The organism is Sphingobacterium psychroaquaticum (assembly GCF_900177625.1).
GTDB classification, from domain to species: Bacteria; Bacteroidota; Bacteroidia; order Sphingobacteriales; family Sphingobacteriaceae; genus Sphingobacterium; species Sphingobacterium psychroaquaticum.
On sequence record NZ_FXAU01000008.1, the window covers coordinates 94,533 to 111,207 of the forward strand.

15 protein-coding genes are annotated in these 16,675 nt (G+C 40.4%); 5 read left to right on the top strand and 10 right to left on the bottom strand.

Annotation, left to right across the window (positions count from 1 at the left end; genetic code table 11):
- Window positions 1–12: 12 nt before the first annotated feature.
- The 4 genes from B9Y69_RS17515 to B9Y69_RS17530 form a co-directional block, all read right to left on the bottom strand.
- Window positions 13–1,500, bottom strand: coding sequence for a RagB/SusD family nutrient uptake outer membrane protein (locus B9Y69_RS17515; RefSeq protein ID WP_085474291.1), 1,488 nt, complete (start codon window positions 1,498–1,500; stop codon window positions 13–15).
- A 1-nt stretch (window position 1,501) separates the two neighbouring features.
- A complete protein-coding gene (locus B9Y69_RS17520; protein WP_085474292.1) occupies window positions 1,502–5,035 on the bottom strand; it encodes a SusC/RagA family TonB-linked outer membrane protein in 3,534 nt (1,177 codons plus the stop codon).
- A gap of 49 nt (window positions 5,036–5,084) precedes the next feature.
- Entirely contained in the window at window positions 5,085–6,092 is a 1,008-nt protein-coding gene (locus B9Y69_RS17525) for a FecR family protein (RefSeq protein ID WP_085474293.1), read from the bottom strand.
- 73 nt (window positions 6,093–6,165) lie between these two features.
- Window positions 6,166–6,747 carry an RNA polymerase sigma factor gene (locus tag B9Y69_RS17530; RefSeq protein WP_159451882.1) on the bottom strand — a complete coding sequence of 194 codons (582 nt, stop codon included), beginning with the start codon at window positions 6,745–6,747 and terminating at the stop codon, window positions 6,166–6,168.
- A 121-nt stretch (window positions 6,748–6,868) separates the two neighbouring features.
- Between B9Y69_RS17530 and B9Y69_RS17535 the strand changes: the two genes are divergently transcribed.
- A complete protein-coding gene (locus B9Y69_RS17535) occupies window positions 6,869–7,384 on the top strand; it encodes a phosphoribosyltransferase family protein (protein ID WP_085474295.1) in 516 nt (171 codons plus the stop codon).
- A 35-nt stretch (window positions 7,385–7,419) separates the two neighbouring features.
- Here the strand turns inward: B9Y69_RS17535 and B9Y69_RS17540 are convergent, their stop codons facing one another.
- The 5 genes from B9Y69_RS17540 to B9Y69_RS17560 all read right to left on the bottom strand — a co-directional run bounded on the left by B9Y69_RS17540 (window position 7,420) and on the right by B9Y69_RS17560 (window position 13,147).
- Complete coding sequence (locus B9Y69_RS17540; RefSeq protein ID WP_085474296.1) at window positions 7,420–8,853, bottom strand: lytic transglycosylase domain-containing protein; 1,434 nt, start codon at window positions 8,851–8,853, stop codon at window positions 7,420–7,422.
- Window positions 8,854–9,008: 155 nt separating this feature from the next.
- Window positions 9,009–9,215 (bottom strand): twin-arginine translocase TatA/TatE family subunit, encoded by a 207-nt coding sequence (gene tatA / locus B9Y69_RS17545; RefSeq protein WP_085474297.1) that lies wholly within the window; start codon window positions 9,213–9,215, stop codon window positions 9,009–9,011.
- A gap of 75 nt (window positions 9,216–9,290) precedes the next feature.
- Window positions 9,291–10,505, bottom strand: coding sequence for a murein hydrolase activator EnvC family protein (locus B9Y69_RS17550; RefSeq protein ID WP_234991301.1), 1,215 nt, complete (start codon window positions 10,503–10,505; stop codon window positions 9,291–9,293).
- Window positions 10,506–10,665: 160 nt separating this feature from the next.
- The gene (locus B9Y69_RS17555; protein ID WP_085474299.1) at window positions 10,666–11,445 is read right to left on the bottom strand and encodes a lipoprotein insertase outer membrane protein LolB1; all 780 of its coding nucleotides are present in this window, start codon (window positions 11,443–11,445) and stop codon (window positions 10,666–10,668) included.
- Window positions 11,435–13,147 (bottom strand): tetratricopeptide repeat protein, encoded by a 1,713-nt coding sequence (locus B9Y69_RS17560; RefSeq protein ID WP_085474300.1) that lies wholly within the window; start codon window positions 13,145–13,147, stop codon window positions 11,435–11,437. The genes B9Y69_RS17555 and B9Y69_RS17560 overlap by 11 nt, the downstream gene beginning before the upstream one ends.
- A 322-nt stretch (window positions 13,148–13,469) precedes the next feature.
- Here B9Y69_RS17560 and rplM point away from each other — a divergent pair, with 322 nt between their 5' ends.
- The 4 genes from rplM (at window position 13,470) to tsf (ending at window position 16,091) form a co-directional block, all read left to right on the top strand.
- Window positions 13,470–13,913 carry a 50S ribosomal protein L13 gene (rplM, locus tag B9Y69_RS17565; protein ID WP_085474301.1) on the top strand — a complete coding sequence of 148 codons (444 nt, stop codon included), beginning with the start codon at window positions 13,470–13,472 and terminating at the stop codon, window positions 13,911–13,913.
- Window positions 13,914–13,924: 11 nt separating this feature from the next.
- The gene (gene rpsI, locus B9Y69_RS17570) at window positions 13,925–14,311 is read left to right on the top strand and encodes a 30S ribosomal protein S9 (RefSeq protein ID WP_085474302.1); all 387 of its coding nucleotides are present in this window, start codon (window positions 13,925–13,927) and stop codon (window positions 14,309–14,311) included.
- A gap of 18 nt (window positions 14,312–14,329) precedes the next feature.
- Window positions 14,330–15,136 (top strand): 30S ribosomal protein S2, encoded by an 807-nt coding sequence (gene rpsB, locus B9Y69_RS17575; RefSeq protein ID WP_085474303.1) that lies wholly within the window; start codon window positions 14,330–14,332, stop codon window positions 15,134–15,136.
- Window positions 15,137–15,254: 118 nt separating this feature from the next.
- Window positions 15,255–16,091, top strand: coding sequence for a translation elongation factor Ts (gene tsf, locus B9Y69_RS17580; protein WP_085474304.1), 837 nt, complete (start codon window positions 15,255–15,257; stop codon window positions 16,089–16,091).
- 87 nt (window positions 16,092–16,178) lie between these two features.
- On the opposite strand, the gene B9Y69_RS17585 is transcribed toward tsf, so the two are convergent.
- Window positions 16,179–16,664: a hypothetical protein gene (locus tag B9Y69_RS17585; RefSeq protein WP_085474305.1), complete on the bottom strand. Its 486-nt coding sequence runs from the start codon at window positions 16,662–16,664 to the stop codon at window positions 16,179–16,181.
- Window positions 16,665–16,675: the final 11 nt, after the last annotated feature.

A 16,675-nucleotide genomic window follows, 5' to 3' on the forward strand; every position in this document is an offset into this window, starting at 1 on the left:
CCAACTTAAAAATTAAAAAACAATAGGATTCCAACCCATATTAGGGACCATGGCCGGATTTTCCTGCAACTCAGTCAACGGGATCGGCAGCGCATAGTGGTAATCGCCGGCTTCTACCTTAACAGTATATTCTTTATTAAAGAAACGAAGTTTACGTTCTATATTTCCAATGTTGTAGCGTTTCAAATCAAGCCAACGCTTGTCTGTATCGCAGAAAAACTCCTTACGTCGCTCGTTGACGATCTCCTGTAGAAGTTCCGTTCCATTCAGCCCCGCTTTGGCTTTCGCTCCACGGAAACCTTTAAATTTGTTCAGTGTTGCTAACGCCTGATCTTGTTGACCGAGACGATATTGACTTTCTGTTAAGATTAGGTACGCTTCTTCAGGTGTGAACAAATGAATACGAATATGCTTCTGGCCGTTTACCATACCATCCGGCCAGGTACTTGACATCACGCTACCGGTAAAGTACGCCGCTTTACGTATATCCGTATCATCAAAGAGACTGAAAAAATCGGCCGGCACCTTTAGACTATTTGGCGAATAACCTATATAATCGAGGTTTGAGCCATAGATCGGCATCAACATACCGAAACTTACACTCTGTTGGTAAACAGCGGGGTAGTCCGGATTAAGGTTCCGCTGTACATTTTGGAATGCCACCAATGTATTAGGAATTAGTGCATCCACATCTTTCGTAGCCGCCTCGGCATAAACTTTTGCCTGTTCATAATCGGTCGACTCCTTGGCTGACGATTCCGCCTTAAACCAGTATACCTGGGCTAAAAGGTTCTGGATAAAACGCGCATTAAAGAATCTGTTAAAACCATCGTTCGGTCCTTCTGATTGGTAATACTCCAATGCCGCCTTCAGGTCGCCTGTAACGACACGGTAGATTTCGGACGATTTCTTGCGATCCATCACGATATCAATTTCCTCTTGCCCCGTATGCAAATACAAAGGAATACCCAACTCCTCTTTATCCATCGGTACAAAATATTGTTGCAATTTGAATATATAAAAAGCACGATGTACCAACATCTCGCCTTTCACGCGCTTCAACTCACTCGGATCAGCATCTTTCAAATTATCACACTGATCAATCAATGCATTCAAAAAACCAATTGCAGCGTAGTAATTATTCCAGATATAATCAGTGGTCTCCGTATCATTGAACAACAATTTATTCGCATAAAACTTCTCCTGTGCATGAATGTTCTTTGCATTTATATACTGAGACATATTACCTGCGAAATCAAAATTATCCGAATACGCCTCAAACATCATATTTTGTGCTTCGGTAATAATGGGACTTGGACCAATTATAGGCTTTGTGTTAGTCCGGACAAAAGCGTCTAAATAACCTGCCAAAGCAGATTTCACATCGTTCAACGTCGTTACGGCACGTTGATTTTTTGGTGGTAGATCTAAGAAATCTTTACACCCCCCTAGCAGCAGCACGCTGCTAAATAATATGTAGGTTAATATCTTTTTCATCATGTTAGAATCCAATGTTTAGGGAAAAGGTATAGCTCGGTGTGGTCGGATATCCAAAAGCCATTTGTGTTTCCGGATCACTACCCGAATAAGGAGAAATTGTAAATAAATTATTGGCCATCAAACCGATCTGTAATTGCTTTACAAAACGGCCTAAGTTTGTTGGGTTCGCACGCCAGTTTACACCTAACTCTGTACATTTTATATAAGCTCCCGACTCGATATCGCGGTCAACCAGGTATTCTGAATAATAAGATTTACTTGGAGAGTAAAACGGAATATCCGTGATATCCCCATGTTGACGCCAGCGATATATTTGATTTTTCAACCGATTTGTTCGTCCGGCCGTGATATCATCCGTCATCCCACTCGGTCCCTCGCGGCGATCTTGAAACCCCTTAATCATGTTGCCGTGGGCAAAGACAAAGTTGCTAGCGAACGTCACATTCTTGTAGCGTACACGTGTATTAAATCCACCGTACAATTTCGGGTCTTGTTGTCCCAAATAATACGTACGATACTTCGTCTGCAGGTCTGCAGAAGATATTTTTGACAAGTCAATAATTTCATCCCCTATCACGGTACCTTGCGCATCAATACGCTGTGCTTGCACCATCATATGTCCATTATTAGGATCAATATGATCATACTTATACCCAAACCAAGAGCGTAGGGCATAATTCTCCACATTTTGTGGTGCCAAATTCGATATCGTTGGTGTTTTCTTATAATACACCCTATCGAGGTTATTTTTAACGGTGGTCAAGTTCCCTCCAATTTCCCAAAGCCAATCCGTAGTTTTTACGGCTTCCACACGAGCGGATAGCTCCCATCCTTTATTAGATAGTATTCCAGCATTAATCAAGGAAGAGGTACGCCCCACAGAAGCGGGTAACACCACTTTATCTAAGAGGTCTGTCACCTTATTATCGTAGTAGTTAGCTTCCACATTTAGACGGCTGTTAAACACCGAAAATTGAACACCGTAGTTGATATCTCGTTTTCTCTCCCACTTTAAAACAGGATTTCCATACACAAATTCCTGTGCCTTTACCACATCATCATACACCAAAGCGGTTAACTTGTAGGTATGAAAAGGATAAACAGTTCGATTTATACTTCCCGTGTATCCATATCCAAAAGAGAATACCAAACGATTTAACCAAGACATATTCTCTTTTACAAATACTTCCTCATGCGCATTCCATTTTAGACCCGCTGACCACAACGGCGTAAACTGGTTCTTTGAACCAATAATATCCACACCGTCAGATCTAAAATTGGCATTTAACACATAGCGATTCGCATAAGCATAGGCAAAAGAGCTAATAAAAGAAACTGAACGATCTTTCTCATAATATGTGCCACCTAACTGATCCAGCGCTAATTTTTTAGAGGTTGACGGTGGTACATCGTCCCATGAAGGATATCCCGCCATCCGGTAATCTTGCAGGTATACCGGGTTATAGTGAAAAAATCTATTATTGGTCCGTTCAGAAACTTCATTCGCTAGAAAAGCTTGCACATAATGCTTCTCTTGAAAGGTTTTGTTGTATTCAATGGTGTTACGCACCGTGTAATCTATTGTTTTGCCAGAGTTCTCTTCCAAGAATCCTTGGTTATATTTCGCAAGAATACCACCTCCCGAGTTCACCGTACGCGCAGTATTCAACCAATTAGTAGCGTATGAACGGTATGTTCCACCGCGCGATTCATCCATTGTTTGCACATTCGTGTAGTTTAACACCGCAGAGCCACGGTATTGAAAACCATCTAAGAACTTCCATTCCACACCAAATTGCCCACGCACATTATTATAGTCCGTGCTCAATGTGTTTTCCCGTAATTCCTTAACGATATTTAGCGTTTCGTAATTCAAGGCCTGCGACAAACCGATATCGGTCGTTAAATCACGATAAGTTTTGTCCCATGCATATGAACCATCTGTATTAAAAGGCTTTTCATACGGATTTGCAAACATCGCGTACCGGAATGGATCCAAAGCAGATTGTCCTTCAACATTCTTTTTGATGGTCGAATACAAGTTAAAATCAATCAGCAAGCGATCGTTTACATTTCGCGTCAGTTTCACGCTCATACCTCCTTGCTTATTCTTATTTTCCATCAATGTACCGTTCGCATCCTGGTAATTTAAAGACACATTATATTGCAGCTTCGTACTACCACCACTCATCGAAACATTATGCGATTGCTGATATGCTAGATTGTAAAGTACATTGATCCAATCGGTATTCACTTGCCCCAATTGAGCAATTTCCTGATCGGCTTGTTCTCTCGAAATAACACCGTTATCTGCCTGTAACAACAATTGCACGGCGCGTCCACCGTAGACTGGGTGAAAATCATTGTACAACTGACGTTCGTAGGCCAGTTTCTCTGAGGAGTTCATAAAGTCAAAACCATTTTTCGGACTTAAGGTCAATCCCTGTTTTGTACTATAATTGATGTAGTCTTTTCCTGCTACACCGCGTTTCGTGGTAATCACAATAACACCGTTCGCTGCACGTGCTCCATATACAGAAGCTGCAGTTGCATCACGTAAGATATCGATCGTAGCGATATCCTCTGGCGGGATATTTCCGATTCCGTTCGTCAACAAACTATTGATATTAGAGCTTGTTTTATCCATCCCAGCGACCTCACCGTTTTGCATCGGCATCCCATCTAATATAATTAGTGGTTCTGCACTTCCCGTCATAGTATTGCTACCACGAATTACGATAGATCCAGCCTCTCCAGGTCGTCCAGAATTAGAACGAACATACACGCCTGTCATCTTTCCACGAAGTGCTTTATCCACGGTAGTGATGCCAGCTCCCTCTAGGTCTTCACCCTTTATCGAAGATACATTACCAACAAGCTTGCTTCGCTCCCGTTTCTGTAAACCAGTAGAGATCACCACATCTTCAATCTTTTGGGCCTTAGTAACCAACCGGAGCATTACCATTTTTTGGTCCGCAACAACCACCTCTTGTGGGTGATAACCAATGATGTTACACATCACCATCACCCCTTTTTCAGGACGCCTAAGGGCAAAATAACCCATCTGATTACTGGAGGTTCCGATTTTCGTTCCTTTGATAAGTAAAGTCGCTCCAACAATAGGTTGACCGTGTTCATCCACCACACGTCCTACCAAACTGTCCACCGTAGATGCTGTTAAAACCGCTGATTCGACGACTTTCTTGGGGGCATTTTTACGCTTGACCAAAATCTGTTTATCATTAACCCGAAAGTCTAAATCTGTTTCTTTAGCCAATTGCTTAACAATTTCTTCGATGCTGCAATTCGAACAGTTTAGTGTAACTGAAGATACACGAGCGACATCTTTATCATACAAAAAGACAAAGTCGCTTTGGCTTTCAATGGCCTTAAATACCGTTGTCAACGGCTTCTGCTTGATGGAAACACGAATCTGTGCCAGCGCACTGTTCGTGGAAAGTACCACAATAAGGAGTACAAAAAAGCACAGACGATGCTTCCTCAAGTCTTTAAACTTGAAAATACAATTTTTCATAAGTGGTTAATGGTTAAGTAATTTACTGGTGTGTTAGGTTGAATTTAAATTATCTTTCTGTGATAGAAACTTCAATATCAAAGAAGCGCAGCATTTCCACGACCTCTTTCATCGAGTCATCACGACGAATCCGCCCAGAGATTCGTTTTGTTTCGTCATGTTCTTTTAAGTGGATCCGAACCGGATACCACCGCTCCAATTCCTTTACAATTGACTGAGCATCTGCATCTTCAAAGTAGAACTGACCTTCTTTCCAGGCAATAACAGCCTCAGGATTGGTGACCACACGAGCATGTAAGCCTTCATTTCCCTGCTGTATACTCTGTTCTGCTGGCTTCAGGGTTAATTTCTTACTCATGTCGGCACTGCGAACCTCCACAGACCCTTCCAATAGGGTGACTGTCTTCATGGTTTCCGTTGGGTAACTACGCACGTTGAAATGCGTACCTAAGACGCGCACATGGTTGTGTTCAGACTTTACAATAAATGGTTGATTTTTATTCTTAGCGACTTCAAAATACACTTCACCTTCGATAGATACTTCCCTATTGCTATTCGAAAAACGTCCCGGGAACTGTAGTTTTGAATTTGCATTTAACCATACTTTCGTACCATCCGAAAGAATAACATGGCTTTGTTTCCCTCGTCCTGTTTCCATGGTTTGCACACTACGTGCTAAACTTTCTGATTCCAGCTTCCGAAAATCTAAACCGCCCTCACCTTGAAGTTCAGCCACATCCTCGCTTTTGGCCTGTGACCCATCCAATACAATCACTTCTCCTGAAGACAATGTTAATGTCGTATGCGAAGTAGTATCCTGATATACTTGAGCAAGCACGGATTCATGGAGCATCGGGCTTGATAATGGTTTGATCGCCAAATAATAAGCACCGCAAATAACTAAAATGGCTGCTGCAACGCTTGCGGTCCACCGAATCACTATTAGCTTACGGGAACGAGCGAACGATACGACTTCTAGGCTATAATCGCCATCGGCACGTGCTTTATTCACGATACCTTTCCAAATCTCTCTTTTCTTATCGGTCAGTACTTTCATTTAGGATATTTTGACTTCTTTACTATATAGTCTGTGTTTTCTTAAAAACATACTATAAGACACGAGAAAAAAATCAAAATTTTATAAAAAAGATAAATATAATCCACGCAGTCTTGTCTCCAAACTTAATTTTAAGACGTTTTAAAGCACTAGATATCTGGTTACGGACCGTTTGCACAGATATCCCCAATTTGGCAGCTATTTGCATGGCAGAGAGATTTTCGAAGCGACTTAACAAGAATATTTCACGCATTTTTTCAGGCATAGCCTCAATTTCAGCTTTGACAGCAGCGTTCTTTACGGCAAAATCATCTTCCTTGGTTGCGTCTTCAAAATAGTAGTCCCAGTATTCTTCTTGATTATCGAGAGAAATAAACAAAGGCAAGCGGTCCTGCTTGGCATAGAAGTCATAAATCTTATGACGTAACATGGAAAAAAGATAGCCCTCAATTGTTGTGGTAACGTTCCAAAAAGCACGATTCTTCCAAATTACATAGAAAACTTCCTGTGTAATGTCACTTGCATCCTCCTCTTTAGGTAATTTTTGCAACGCTCTTTTATAGATCTTGTTCCAATACAAATCGAAGATTTCTTTGAAAGCCTCCGGATCTGAGTCGTTGATAGATCGTACGATATCTAGTTCATCTCGTTTCACGTTAAATATGCATGTTAATCAATTAAGGTACACTTATCGTGGAATAAGTTATCGCCAATTATAGAAATAAAAAAAGACTTTAAAAAATTTAGTATTTTTACAAGCAACAAAAAACAACAGCATGTCCAGTAAAAGAACGTTAGTTTTAGATAAGGATCAGATCAAGCAAAAATCTATTCGTATTGCCTACCAGATTCTTGAAGATAATTTTGAAGAAGATTCTATCGTATTAGTTGGTATCGCCGAACGGGGTTATGTTTTTGCGGAGCGCTTACAAAAGATATTACAAGAAATTGCGCCAGATAAGGGTTTCGAATTGATTAAAGTAACCATAAAAAAATCAAAAAGAAGCTTAGAAGCAAGCATAGACACCCCTATTGAAACGGCCAAAAACAAAGTTATTATATTAATCGACGATGTATTGAATAGCGGACGTACTATGGCTTACGGTTTAGGTATGTTCCTTGATATTCCATTGAAAAAAATGCGTACAGCGGTACTGATTGACAGATCGCATCACCAATTTCCAATATTTAGTGATTACTATGGGATTAAGCTTTCAACGATCCTCAAAGAACATGTGGAAGTTGAACTTAGCGAATATGATCAGACAGAAGACGCAGCTTGGTTATCCTAAGCTGCGCCTGTATTTTTTATCTTTTTGACACGATCTTATAAGGTTCTCACCTTCAGTTTTTGTCCAATTTGTAAGGAACTTCCCTTAAGACCATTATCATTCTTTAAGTGCGTAACGGTGGTGCCTTTAAATTTATTCGCAATATCGGATAGCGTATCACCTTTACGAACAACGTAACTTTGAAAACGGGGTCCGCTGGACTGATTATTTTTTTTCGGTACACTAGCCAATCGGCTTACCTCTTCATTTTTCACAATCAACGTCCTTCCCGCAATTCTACTTTTTGACGTCAAATTGTTCCAGGCCTTCAAATTCTGCACCGTAGTTCCAAATCTATTCGCCACCGTACTTAACGTTTCATTCGGTTTAACCTTATACGTCTTATCACTTCCAGTAGATGGTTTGTCTGAACTTTCTGTGGCCGCATAAACAACGGGAGCTGCATCAATATGGTGCAATGCCGCATATAATAAGCTGTCGTTAAGGTTTTGAGTTTGTGGAAGAATCAGTCGTTTGGGCCGATCCGAAGTGGCGGCAATTACCGCCGACTTATACGATGGATTAAATTTCTTCACTTCCTCTAAGGAAAGGTTTACAGCTTGTGCTATTCGTTTCAGGTCAACGTTTCGATCGACCATGATCGTTTTGGCTTCCCAATCAAACCCAACGCCTGCTGTACCAATCCCGTATTGATCCGCATATTTCAACGCATAGGTCATTGCTATAAACTTAGGAATATAATTCTGGGTTTCTTGAGGCAGGAACGGAGATAGCTCCCAAAAGGAAGGATTGGTAAGGCCAGATCGCTGGATCGCACGTCGAACAGCCCCTCGTCCACAATTGTAAGAGGCCAATGCTAACAACCAATCATTAAACTCCGCATACGCATCCATGAAGTATCGGCTTGCAGCGTGACAGGCCGCATAGGGGTCTTTACGTTCGTCCACATTCCGATCCATCGTCAGGTCATATATCTTTGCGGTGCCGTACATAAACTGCCATAACCCTACAGCCCCCGACCGAGATACCAGATGTGGGTCCAGTGATGACTCTACAACCGAGAGGTATTTCACCTCATCTGGTAGGTGATTCGCCTTTAGGATCTCCTCAAAAATCGGGAAATAATACTGCGACAATCCCTGGAGCTTACTCATGTAGGGATTGTAATTCTGCGATACGTACTTATCAATAAAGAACTTGATCTTTTCGTTATATGCAAGCGGAACCGTCTTTTGAATCGTTCGCATACGCTGATAAATCAAGGAATCTTCGTTGTTGTGCAGTGCATCGTTATAAGGAAGTTTTTTTAGGGAATCCAGACTGGCAACAAGGCCTTTTTTCTGCGTGTTCACTGCTTCAGTTAGGAACGTAATTTCCGAACTCTCGGCTATCGCCATCTCTTGGGCATACCCTCCAAAGGAAATACCAGATAACGTTAATAGTAGTCCCCATAAATAATGTTTCTTCATAGGTTGAATATGATGAATGACGCCTTATTTAGGTTTTGTGCATAGATAATTTATGTATAAACGAAGTTTCCTCCAAGTTTAGTATATACATAAAATTCAAAAAGTTTCACCGTGTGTAAGGATGAAACTTTTTGTTAACTGAAAACAATAACGAATTAGTTTTGGTTATTGTTACTATTCGTTGTGTTTGTATTATTATTCTCTGTAGTGTCTTCTTTTTGACCATCTTTAAATTCCTTAACACCACGACCTAAACCGCGCATTAACTCTGGAATTTTCTTACCGCCGAATAATAATAGTACCAAAACAACGATAATAATAATTTCTTGTGTTCCGATAAATAATAATCCTGATGTGTACATAATTTTAATTTCTTAACACCCGCTCCGTATGGGGTATATTACAAATATATAATTTTCTCTCTTAAATCCTTGTAACTATTTTGCTAACCAGGAAGATGGATTCATAGCCGACTGTCCTTGGAATACCCCGAAGTTTACGACAGAATAACCTAAATCCGGATCTTCTGCAGCTGTACCAATTTGCTGTCCCCGGCTTACCTTTTGCCCGCGTCCTACCGAAACACTGCGTAGATTACCATAGGATGTAAAATACTCCCCATGTTTGATAACCACCACATTTCCAAACACCTGCACCACTTCACCTTCGAATACAACCTTCACAGCAGCGTTACTTCCTGTGCGAATAGCGACATCCATATTATCCATTCCGACACCACGCTCTACGGTTTCAAAACCAAAATCCCGCACAATGTTTCCTTGTCCGACTGGCCATGGTAAACGTCCGCGATTGGACTTAAAGTCGGCAGACAAACGAGCCGCTTCTGGCGTAGAACGTAACACTTCACTATCTGACTTCCGCGGTGTTGTTTTTTCTACCTCCGCCACAGTCTTACCTGTACGTTTCGCTTCTTCTTCTGCGGCTTTCTTCCTTGCTTCTTCCGCCTTCCGTCTCTCTTCAGCAATCTCCCGACGGATAGCTGCTTGGATCATCGCGTCGATACGTTTTTTCTCCTGTTGTTTTTTACTCAACTGCCCCTTGTAACTCGACTCCTCCTTACGCAACTGGCTCAACTCTCCGGCATGCGTTGCACGATCCTTCGCTATAATATTTTTCTCTGCTTGTTGTTCCTGAAGAAGCTTATTTTGCGTTTGCTTATCTCGCTCTAACTGAGCGATTTTCAACTCAATCTGCTTCTTCGTATTTTCTATCTCTGCAGCTTTAACCTTTCGCGCATCATTAAATTGCTGTAAATATTTCACGCGCTTAAAAGCTTGATTAAAATCCTTAGAAGCAAAAATAAACATCAATTTATTGTACCCACTTTTATTACGAAAGGCAAAAAGAATCATCTTTTCATAATCCTTACGCATTTTTTCCAATTCTGCCTTTAGTTGATTAACAACCTTTGTATTGGCTTGAATATTACCATTAATAAGGCGCAACTCCGAATTAATAGTACTTATTTTATCTTCACGCAGATCCAACTGTCTACTCAACGCATTCACTTCCTGCTGCGAAAGCAACTTCTCTTGTGTCTTCGCACGCAAAACCTTTGTAATCTCTGCAATCTCCGCATCAATTTTTTCCCTTTGTTTACGTAACTCGGCACTACTTTGCGCTGCTACCATACCTACACAAAGGCAACTAACGAAGAAAAAACTAAATAGTATCTTTTTAAAATCCATGAACCGCCTTTATCTTTCTATATATCGGGTTTTATTAAGCCAACAAAAATAGGTATATACCACCTACGAATGTAATTATTTTGTATAATTTATTCGCGATCCGCTAATCAATCACTTTGTAGCGATCAGAAACCGTGAATGGAAGCTCTATATTTTCATTAAAAGCTACCTTATTAAAAACAAGCTGTGCCTTTAACGCGACATCACCTCCTGACATGTCTAACGCAATACGCTGCGGAAAATTGTATCCATCCGTCTTCGTATAATCCCCATAAAAAGCCTGTAGATTCTGATTTGCACCGATACGCTCCATCAAAAAATTAAAAGGCCTGTTATCTTTGTTTATCCGATACTGATAGGATAGATCTTCTTTTATCCCTACAACGATAAACTCATCCTGGGCACTGGCAACCTGTACATTATTTGTCCGTAACAGGCTGGAGGATACATTAGCCATTAAAAGATCCTGCACCATGGCAAATGTAACCCCTTTATTTGTAAACCGCTGCACATAATCAAATGGTTTAGCTAGATATTCTCCTTGCAATTTATTCAATACCTTAATACTATCGGGCGTAATCAATACCCGAGCGGCTTCGACGCCCAGTAAAGCTGTTACAGAGATCCAAATCGCTTTGTCGCGCTGTATCCGAACATTTAAAGTCACATCCTGCACGCTCTTTCCCATTTCGATCTTGGTCTTTGCACGGCCCGTAAAACTATGAAAGTCTAAATTAGACATCTCAAAACTTTTAATGCTACTTACATGGGCAGCTGTTACGTCCGTCGGTGTCGCATCCGAAGGAAGAACAATTTTTTTCTTAGTCTTACAAGCACTCACAGTCGCTACAACAAGCACCATTATAATCCATCTACTCCACATAGCTTCGTTTTGTTATCTTCGACTTTAACTTGTCCATATCTATCCCCGCTTCCGTATTACTGCTTAGTGCCTTTTCCCATTGCTTCACGGCCTCCTTACTATTCCCATTTTTATATAAGATATCACCATAGTGTTCATACAGAACAGCCGAAGGCTGTCCTCCAACCATCGCCTTTTCGATCCACTTTAACGCTTCACTATACTTCCCTTGCTTAAACAAAACCCAAGCATAAGTATCCTGAAAGGTACTTGATGTAGGATCCAGTTCATTTGAACTCCGCGATAATTTCTCTGCCAAATCTAATTTTTCATTACGTTCAGATAAATAATAGGCATAATTGTTCATCGCCGTCGCGTTGGTGCTATCTAATTTTATAGCTTCCTCATAGGCGACATCAGAAACATCAGACATCTTCAGTTTATGATACAAGTCCCCCAAACCAGCGTAGATCAACGATTGAACATACGTATTTTCATCACCACTGTTATCGAGTGCTGTTTCTAACATTTTACGTGCATTATCGGTATCATCCTTAACCATGTAAGCTAAGCCTGTAAAATACAACAACATGGGATTATTACGATTGGACTCCAATGCTTCAAAACCATGGGCTATAGCATCGTCTACCTGGTTTAGTGCCAGTTCCACATTCATGAGCATACGCCATGCATCCACATGTCCGCGGTTCATACTAACGGCCGTCAAAAACAGAGATCGCGCTTCCTGTAAATTTCCTCTTCGCCACAAAACCTCCCCCTTCGCCACATGGCTATCCGCGACCCGAGGATGACGAAGCACCAGTAAATTTGCTAATGCTTGCACTTGATCAAGACTCAGCGATGTCTTACCACTTAAAGCCGTTATCATCACTCTATACTTTTCAGGAAAATCCACATCACTCGCATCAAAAGCCTTTGCTAGGCAATCAAACGCTTGTCTATCTTTTTTACTTGCCGCATAGGCATCCGCTAAGTCAAAATACAAGATATTCTCTCCGGTATTTGCTAATCCTCGTTCAAGAATTTGTATGGCAGGTTTCACCTTTTTCTTATCGAGATATAAGTAGCCTAATGTACTATATATTTGTCTTATTTTAGATCCTTTCGCGGCCCAAGGGAGTAACAACTGCTCTGCTTCCTCGTTACGCTCCAAATCGACTAAAATCTCACCTTTGATAATATCTAACGTATCAGACACACCGAACCTTTCTCGAGTGGAATCATAAATCGCCAATGCCTCTTCGGAACGTTTTGCATTATGCAACACCATCATCTTCTCTCTGTATAGCACTACATTTTCAGGGTGATAGTGAATCGAAGAATCGATAACACTTAAGGCACTATTCAAATCATTATTGCCTTTATAAAGGCCAACCAAGTAATTAGAAAAAATAAGATTTGAAGGTTCCAGCGCTACGGCCTGCTGCGCGACAGGGATAGCAATATTAAAATTTCGAGCTTGTCCAAACAGGAGTGCCTTCGCGTAATACACTTCTGCCGCTTTCGGGTATTTTGCAATAACATCGTCCAGGGTTTCCAGTGCGCCAGCGATATTTCCACTACGCAACTTCCCTTCCACCAATACCAATTGTTCTTTATACGGTTTATCGAGCGTTGTATCCTGTGCAGAAAGCATCCTTGGAGCCATTAACCCAAGGAGCATAACTAAGCTACCATATACAACTACTTTACATCTCTTCATTTATCTCCTTCTTATAACGGATTCACAATACTCTTATAAAGATGGCAAAAAAAAGCAATAGTTTACTTAAACTATCTTAAAACATGTTAAAAATGTATTGCGTCATAAAAAACTGACAAAGGTGGCGACAAAGCTTGTGGAGAAGAATCGAGAAGCATCATGAACTAAGGCTTAACAAGGGGTTAAAAGCATAAAAAAGGAGGTGAAATCAAAAAATAAAATCAATTTGGAAATAATCAGAAAAATATCGTACTTTTGCAAGCCTAATTGTAGTGATTACAATAGGTTTAAAAATATTTATTAATTAATTAAATAAAAGCAAGTGAATACGTTAAGTTACAAAACTGTCTCTGCCAACAAGAACACCGTAAATAAAGAGTGGATTGTTGTTGACGCTGAAGGAGAGATTTTGGGGCGCTTGGCAAGCGAAATTGCGAAAGTAATTCGTGGAAAACACAAGCCAACATTCACCCCACACGTAGACTGTGGCGATAACGTGATTGTTATCAACGCAGACAAAATCAAGTTGACTGGAAACAAATTGGGCGACAAAACTTATGTTCGTTACACAGGTTACCCAGGTGGTCAACGTTTCGTTTCTCCAAAAGAATTAATGGCGAAACACCCAGAGCGCATCATTGAGAAAGCGGTACGCGGGATGTTACCTAAAAACCGTTTAGGTCGTCAATTGTTCAAAAACCTTTACGTTTATGCTGGAACAGAGCACAAACATGAGGCACAAAGTCCAAAACCAGTTAAATTTTAAGGAGAGCAAACATGTCAACAACTAATACTTCAGGAAGAAGAAAAACTGCTGTTGCCCGCATTTACTTAACTGCTGGTAGCGGAATCATTACCGTAAATGGTAAAGACTACAAAGAATATTTCCCAACATTGCCATTGCAATACATCGTTACTCAATCTACAGAAGTAGCAGGTGTTGCTGGAAATTTTGATGTGAAAGTTAACGTTCAAGGTGGTGGTGTAAAAGGTCAGGCGGAAGCTGTGCGTTTAGCGATTGCTAAAGCATTAGTAGAGCTTAACCCAGAAGCTAAACCAGCTTTACGTGCTAAAGGTTTGGTTACACGTGATGACCGTATGGTTGAGCGTAAGAAACCAGGACGTCGTAAAGCACGTAGAAGATTCCAATTCAGTAAACGTTAATCAAAGGAGGAACACAAAATGGCAAGAGCAACATATCAAGAATTATTGGATGCAGGTGTTCACTTTGGTCACCTTACTCGTAAGTGGGATCCGAAAATGGCTAAGTACATTTTCATGGAACGCAACGGTATCCACATTATCGACTTGAACAAAACATTAACGAAATTAGAAGAAGCTGCTTCAGCTATCAAACAAATCGTTAAATCGGGTCGTAAAGTTTTATTCGTAGCTACGAAAAAACAAGCGAAAGAAATTATCGCACAACAAGCGAAAGACGTGAACATGCCTTTCGTTACAGAAAGATGGTTAGGTGGTATGCTTACAAACTTCGCAACAGTGCGTAAGTCTATCAAAAAGATGTCTAACATCGATAAAATGCAAAAAGATGGTACATACGATGTACTATCTAAAAAAGAGAAATTAATGATTCAGCGTGAGCGTATCAAATTAGAAAACCTTTTAGGAGGTATCGCTGATTTGAACCGTCTTCCTGCAGCATTGTTCATCATCGACGTGAAGAAAGAACATATCGCTGTTGCTGAAGCGTTGAAACTTAGCATCCCTACATTTGCTATGGTGGATACAAACTCTGATCCTTCAAACATTGATTTCCCAATCCCAGCTAATGATGACGCTACAAAATCTATTAGCTTAATCGCTGGTATCATTGGTAAAGCTATCCAAGAAGGTTTAGAAGAGCGTAAACGCGACAAAGAAGAAGAAGCTGAAAAAGATGCTGCTGCGGCTAAAGCTGCTGTAGATACAACAGATGCTTCAGATGCTAACGCTGGAAAACGCCCTCGTAAAGCGAAAGACGGAGAATAATATTCTTATTTAAAACCGGATAAACAAGTGTTAGCCTTTTTGAAGCCTGCTTCAAATGGTAAACATGGGTTTGTCCGGTTTTTCCATTAAATTGTAAATATTCTAAAAGAAATAAAACATGTCAGTACAAATTTCTGCATCAGATGTAAACAAATTGCGTCAACAAACAGGCGCAGGTATGATGGATTGTAAAAAAGCATTAGTTGAGGCGAATGGTGATTTCGAAGCGGCTGTTGATTATTTACGTAAAAAAGGAGCTAAATTAGCTGCTGCCCGTCAAGACCGTGACTCTAACGAAGGTGTTATCATTGCTAAAGCTGCTGCTGATGGAAAATCAGGTATCGTAGTAGAAGTAAACTGTGAAACAGATTTCGTAGCTAAAAATGCTGACTTCATCGCTTTCGCAGAGAAAATTGCAGATGTAGCATTAACAAACCAACCAGCTTCTTTAGACGAACTAAAAGGTTTACAACTTGATGGTAAAAACATCGCTGATTCTTTAATCGAGCAGACAGGTGTAATTGGTGAAAAAATTGATGTTTCTAAATACGAAATCGTATCTGGTGATAAAATCGTTGCTTACATCCACGGTAACTACCGTTTAGGTGTATTAGTAGGTCTTTCAGCTGATGCTGCTGGTGCAGAAGAAGCTGGTAGAGACGTTGCTATGCAAATCGCAGCAATGAACCCAGTTGCTATCGATAAAGATGGTGTTGATGCACATACTATCGAGCGTGAATTAGAAATTGCTAAAGAGCAGATCCGTGCAGAAGGCAAACCAGAAGAAATGGTAGAGAAAATTGCAGCAGGTAAATTGAACAAATTCTACAAAGAAAGTACTTTGTTAAACCAAGAATTTGTGAAAGACTCTTCTAAAACTATTGCTCAATTCTTAGATTCTGTATCTAAAGGATTGACTGTAACAGCTTTCAAACGTGTTCAACTAGGTGCATAAACCCATAGAATAACACATATTGAGTATGAAAGAGCTGTCCCTTCGGACAGCTCTTTTCTTTAATCTCAAATTTACGATCGGTATGTTTTAAACACACAGAAGGACTAAGAGCAGCATTAACATCACACTCCCGTAACTCATAAAGTAGTTCTGTAAGAAAATACCGGTCATCAACAATAATTCACTCCCCCCCTCACTGCGTATTTCTCCTTTTCCTGCATAGCTACTTTGGATATCCAACGCTACACCTTTATCATCTACCAACCGCCATCTTAAACGCATCCAGTCATCTGCTTTCCAGAAATATTTTTTATCAAACAACTGTACCGTTGCCTTATTACTCCATGCTTCGTAATCAATATCTCCAACGATACGTCCTTCTTTATCTACAATCCGTGTATACTGCTCAAAAAGACCTTTCGTCTCGAAATGGTATTTTTCATCCCCCAAAATAACCTCTGAGGTTGGCTTGAACGTGAAATTTTTCATCTTTCCAAGCAATGTCTTATCTTGATACAGATTAATACGTGTACCCCAGATATTATTTTTCCAACTGTATGTTTCTTGTCTCATGTTTATATGTT

What these genes read in the sequence shown, in the direction of transcription:
- B9Y69_RS17535 (WP_085474295.1), top strand. Translation starts at nt 6,869, where the DNA reads ATGTCCAGTAAAAGAACGTTAGTTTTAGATAAGGATCAGATCAAGCAA.
- B9Y69_RS17515 (WP_085474291.1), bottom strand. Translation starts at nt 1,500, where the DNA reads ATGATGAAAAAGATATTAACCTACATATTATTTAGCAGCGTGCTGCTG.
- B9Y69_RS17555 (WP_085474299.1), bottom strand. Translation starts at nt 11,445, where the DNA reads ATGTGGAGTAGATGGATTATAATGGTGCTTGTTGTAGCGACTGTGAGT.
- B9Y69_RS17585 (WP_085474305.1), bottom strand. Translation starts at nt 16,664, where the DNA reads ATGAGACAAGAAACATACAGTTGGAAAAATAATATCTGGGGTACACGT.
- B9Y69_RS17525 (WP_085474293.1), bottom strand. Translation starts at nt 6,092, where the DNA reads ATGAAAGTACTGACCGATAAGAAAAGAGAGATTTGGAAAGGTATCGTG.
- rpsB (WP_085474303.1), top strand. Translation starts at nt 14,330, where the DNA reads ATGGCAAGAGCAACATATCAAGAATTATTGGATGCAGGTGTTCACTTT.
- rpsI (WP_085474302.1), top strand. Translation starts at nt 13,925, where the DNA reads ATGTCAACAACTAATACTTCAGGAAGAAGAAAAACTGCTGTTGCCCGC.
- B9Y69_RS17550 (WP_234991301.1), bottom strand. Translation starts at nt 10,505, where the DNA reads ATGGTAGCAGCGCAAAGTAGTGCCGAGTTACGTAAACAAAGGGAAAAA.
- tatA (WP_085474297.1), bottom strand. Translation starts at nt 9,215, where the DNA reads ATGTACACATCAGGATTATTATTTATCGGAACACAAGAAATTATTATT.
- tsf (WP_085474304.1), top strand. Translation starts at nt 15,255, where the DNA reads ATGTCAGTACAAATTTCTGCATCAGATGTAAACAAATTGCGTCAACAA.
- B9Y69_RS17540 (WP_085474296.1), bottom strand. Translation starts at nt 8,853, where the DNA reads ATGAAGAAACATTATTTATGGGGACTACTATTAACGTTATCTGGTATT.
- B9Y69_RS17520 (WP_085474292.1), bottom strand. Translation starts at nt 5,035, where the DNA reads ATGAAAAATTGTATTTTCAAGTTTAAAGACTTGAGGAAGCATCGTCTG.
- B9Y69_RS17560 (WP_085474300.1), bottom strand. Translation starts at nt 13,147, where the DNA reads ATGAAGAGATGTAAAGTAGTTGTATATGGTAGCTTAGTTATGCTCCTT.